Annotated in this window: 4 protein-coding genes; all 4 read right to left on the reverse strand. The window is 62.3% G+C overall.

Annotated features, from left to right (window positions below; genetic code table 11):
• Positions 1-33: 33 nt before the first annotated feature.
• The 4 genes from aroC to C404_RS41530 all read right to left on the reverse strand — a co-directional run bounded on the left by aroC (position 34) and on the right by C404_RS41530 (position 4,195).
• Positions 34-1,134 (reverse strand): chorismate synthase, encoded by a 1,101-nt coding sequence (gene aroC / locus C404_RS41515; protein ID WP_021194691.1) that lies wholly within the window; start codon positions 1,132-1,134, stop codon positions 34-36.
• 97 nt (positions 1,135-1,231) lie between these two features.
• Complete coding sequence (locus C404_RS41520; protein ID WP_021194692.1) at positions 1,232-1,645, reverse strand: FKBP-type peptidyl-prolyl cis-trans isomerase; 414 nt, start codon at positions 1,643-1,645, stop codon at positions 1,232-1,234.
• 92 nt (positions 1,646-1,737) lie between these two features.
• Positions 1,738-3,645 (reverse strand): MFS transporter, encoded by a 1,908-nt coding sequence (locus tag C404_RS41525; RefSeq protein WP_021194693.1) that lies wholly within the window; start codon positions 3,643-3,645, stop codon positions 1,738-1,740.
• Between the two features lie 94 nt (positions 3,646-3,739).
• A complete protein-coding gene (locus C404_RS41530; protein ID WP_021194694.1) occupies positions 3,740-4,195 on the reverse strand; it encodes a CBS domain-containing protein in 456 nt (151 codons plus the stop codon).
• Between the last annotated feature and the right edge of the window lie 150 nt (positions 4,196-4,345).

The raw sequence follows: 4,345 nt of genomic DNA on the forward strand, positions 1-4,345 counted from the left end.
GACGTCGCTTTTTTGTTACCTGAGCGAATCGTCTTACGACGCTTTCGCCGCAATGGCCGGCGTTTCCACCGACACATCGCCGCATTGCGCGCGATGGCGCAGCGCGTGGTCGATCAGCACCAGCGCCAGCAATGCCTCGGCGATCGGCGTCGCGCGGATGCCCACGCACGGGTCATGGCGGCCGAACGTTTCGACCACAGCCGGATCCCCCGCCTTGTCGATCGAGCGACGCGGCGTGCGAATACTCGACGTCGGCTTGATTGCCAGTGATACAGAGATGTCCTGCCCCGTCGAAATCCCACCCAGAATACCGCCTGCGTTGTTGCCGACAAAGCCATCCGGCGTTAGTTCGTCACCATGCTCCGAACCGCGCTGCGCCACGGCATGGAAACCGGCACCAATCTCCACACCCTTCACCGCGTTCAGGCCCATCATCGCGTGGGCGATGTCGGCATCCAGACGATCAAACAGCGGCTCGCCCCAGCCAACCGGCACGCCGGTCGCCACCACCTCGATACGCGCGCCGACGGAATCGCCGTCCTTGCGGAGCGCATCCATATAGGTTTCGAGCTCGGGCACGATCTCGGCATTCGGCGCAAAGAACGGGTTGTTTGGCACCTCGTTCCAGTCCATGAACGGAATCTGGATATCGCCCAATTGCGACATGAAACCGTGGATTTCCACGCCGAACTTCTCGCGCAGCCACTTCTTGGCCACCGCGCCAGCGGCCACCGTTGGCGCGGTCAACCGTGCGGATGAGCGCCCCCCACCCCGCGGGTCGCGGATGCCGTACTTGTGCCAGTAGGTGTAGTCAGCGTGGCCGGGGCGGAAGGTCTCGGCGATGTTGCTGTAGTCCTTGCTGCGCTGATCGGTGTTGCGGATCAGCAGGCAGATGGGCGTGCCGGTGGTCTTGCCCTCGTACACGCCGGAGAGGATCTCGACGAGGTCTTCTTCCTTACGCTGCGTGACGTGGCGCGACGTGCCGGGCTTGCGACGGTCCAGATCGGGCTGGATGTCTTCGGCCGACAGCGTCATGCCCGGCGGGCAGCCGTCAATGACAGCGCCGATGGCCGGGCCATGCGACTCGCCGAAGGTGGTGACGGAAAACAGCAGGCCCAGGGTATTGCCAGACATGATCGTGCTCGCGATTGTGCGCAGAAATGTGCCGCCAAAGTGGCGGCACGGGACATCAGGAAACCACTATTGTAAGCCGCGCATTGGCGACCGACGATCAGCCGCCGATGCCAAGCAATTCCACCTCGAAGTTCAGCGTGGAATTGGGCGGAATCGTGCCCGGCACGCCGCGCTCGCCGTAGGCGGTGGCCGCCGGGCACGTCAGCTTGGCCTTGCCGCCCACCTGCATCTTCTGCACGCCCTCGGTCCAGCAAGGAATCACGCGGTTCAGCGGGAACGAGATCGGCTGGCCGCGCTTGTAGGAGCTGTCGAACTCTTTGCCGTCGGTCAGCGTACCGCGGTAGTGCACCTTGACCGTATCGCTGGCCTTGGGCGACGGGCCAGTGCCCTTGGTCAGGGTCTGGACGATCACACCGGAGGGCAAGGTTTCGCTGGCGGGCGATGCGGCTTGCACGCTAACAGCAACCAGGGCAAGCGACGAAGCGCACAGCAGCAGAGAAGCGAGTTTCATGGCAGATAACGGAAGAGTTTGAGGATAAGAAAAAAGCGAGGCCGGTAGCGGGCCAACCGGCAGTGTAGCGAATTCCGACGGTGCACCAACCGTCAGAGCCACTCGCCGCGCAGCGCTAACACAGCGGCCTGCAGCCCTTCCGGCGACACCGCCTGCGCCGGCACCGGCGTACCAATACACAACTCCAGCTTGTTGAGGAAACCGCGCCGGAACGGCCGCGTCATTGCCGCGCCACCGTGGCGCGAGAAGAAGCTGCCCCACAGGCCGCGCAGCGCCATCGGCACCACCGGCACCGGCGTGCGTTCAACAATGCGACGTACGCCTTCCTTGAACGGGTTCATCTCGCCGGTGGCGGTGATCTTGCCTTCGGGGAAAATGCAGACGACTTCCCCTTCGGCCAGCGCTGCGGCGATGGCGTCGTAGGCGCGCTTAAGCATCTCCGGATCTTCGTGCATCGGCGCAATGGGAATTGCCTTGACTGTGCGGAAGAACCACGACAGCACCGGCACCTTGAAGATGCGGTGGTCCATCACAAAGCGCACCGGCCGACGCACGAAGGCCCCCACCACCACGGCATCGACAAAACTCACGTGGTTGCAGACCAGCAGGCATGGGCCGTCATCCGGAATGCGCTCTGCGCCCTCCACCTTCACCCGGTAGACGGTATGGATCAGCAGCCACATCACAAAGCGGATCAGGAACTCCGGCACCAGCGTGTAGATGTAGATGGCCACCACCGCGTTGAGGATACCGGTCACCAGGAACAACTGCGGGATCGTGAAACCAGCGTGCGTAAGCACCATCGCCAGCACGGCTGAGGCGATCATGAACAGCGCGTTAAGGATGTTGTTGGCCGCGATGATGCGGGCACGGTGCGTCGGCTCGCAGCGGCTCTGGATCAGCGCATACAGCGGCACGCTGTAGAAACCGCCGAACATCGCCAGCAGAAACAAGTCGGCCAACACACGCCAGTGGCGGTGGTTCTGCAGAAAGCCCGAAATGCCCGTCAGCACATCGTGCGCAACCAGCGCCTCGGCATGCGAGGCAAAGTACAGATCCACCGCAAACACGGTCATGCCAATCGAGCCAAACGGCACCAAGCCGATCTCCACCGTGCGCCCCGAGAGCTTCTCGCACAGCACCGACCCCAGCCCGATACCGACCGAGAACACCGCCAGCAGCAGCGTCACCACGTTCTGGTCACCACCGAGCACGTTGCGTGCAAAGGCAAAGAACGACGTCAGGAACGTCGCCCCCACAAACCACAGCCACGAGATGCCCATCAGGCTCAGGAACACGGCGCGCTGGTTGCTGGCCAGCTTCAGATTGCGCCACGTCTCGGAAATCGGGTTCCAGTTGATGCGCAGATCCGGCTGCGACGCCGGCGACACCGGCACGCCGCGCGCTGTCAGCCAGCCGCTCACGGCAATGACTAGGCAGGCAATCCCCGTGAGCGTGGGGCCGATGAGATCGCCATTGTGTGTGTAGTTGGCCAACTCCCCGCCGCCAATGGTGCCGATCAGGATGGCGACGAAGGTGCCCATTTCCACCAGCCCGTTGCCGCCCACCAGCTCGGACGACTGCAGATGCTGCGGCAGATAGGCGTACTTCACGGGCCCGAACAGCGTCGAATGCACGCCCATGAGGAACGTGCACAGATACAGCAGTTCGACGTGACGCAGCGCAAAGCCTGCGCAGCCGATCGCCATGATGGCGATTTCCAGCGTCTTGACCAGACGGATCAGCCGGGCCTTGTCCATGCGATCGGCAATCTGCCCGCTGGTGGCCGACAGCAATACGAAAGGCGCGATGAAGATCGCCGAAATCAGGAACGCCGCCGATGCTGGGTCCGTATTGCCAAACAGCGCCGCGTGGTACGTGACCAGCGAGGAAAACGCCACCTTGAACACGTTGTCATTCATGGCCCCCAGGAACTGGGTCCAGAAGAACGGCGAGAAACGGCGCTGCTTCAACAGGGAAAACTGGCTCGATTGGCTCATCGGCAGGGGCGATCGTGGTTCAAATCGGGTTCAACAAAAAACCCGCTCGCAACGGCGGGCGGGTTTCTGGTGTGCGGCAAAGACGGCGTGCAGATCAGTCTTCGTTGGCTTTTTCTTCCGGCCAGTCGCGAATGTACGCCTTGAGCATCTTGTTTTCGAAGTTCTGCTCTTCAAACACGGCCTTGGCGACGTCGTAGAACGAGATCACGCCCATCAGCGTACGGCTGTTGAGCACCGGCAGGTAGCGCACATGGTGCTCCAGCATGATGCGGCGCACTTCATTGACTTCGGTTTCCGGGGTGCAGGTGACCGGATGATCGTCCATCACCTTGCGGATGGTCGTGCCCTCGCCCACCGTGCCGTGGCCCTTGGCCAGGACCTTGATGATTTCGCGGAAGGTCAGCATGCCGACCAGCTCGCCGTACTCCATCACCACGAGCGAGCCGATGTCGTACTCCGCCATCGTCTGCACCGCCACCTGGAGCTTGGTTTCCGGGGCCACGGTGTAGAGCGTGTTGCCCTTCACGTGAAGGATATCGCTGACTTTCATATTGCGTCTCCCAAGGTATCGGGGTGCCAGTCTGCCGGGGGGCGACCGCGCGCGGGTTGTGGTTATCGTTATGTGTCGATGCTAGCCCAAACCGGAGGGCGTCGACAAGCACATGCACAAAAAATGCGGCAGAAAAGACATGTCAAAAAC

Source organism: Ralstonia sp. AU12-08, from assembly GCF_000442475.1.
Classification (GTDB): domain Bacteria; phylum Pseudomonadota; class Gammaproteobacteria; order Burkholderiales; family Burkholderiaceae; genus Ralstonia; species Ralstonia insidiosa.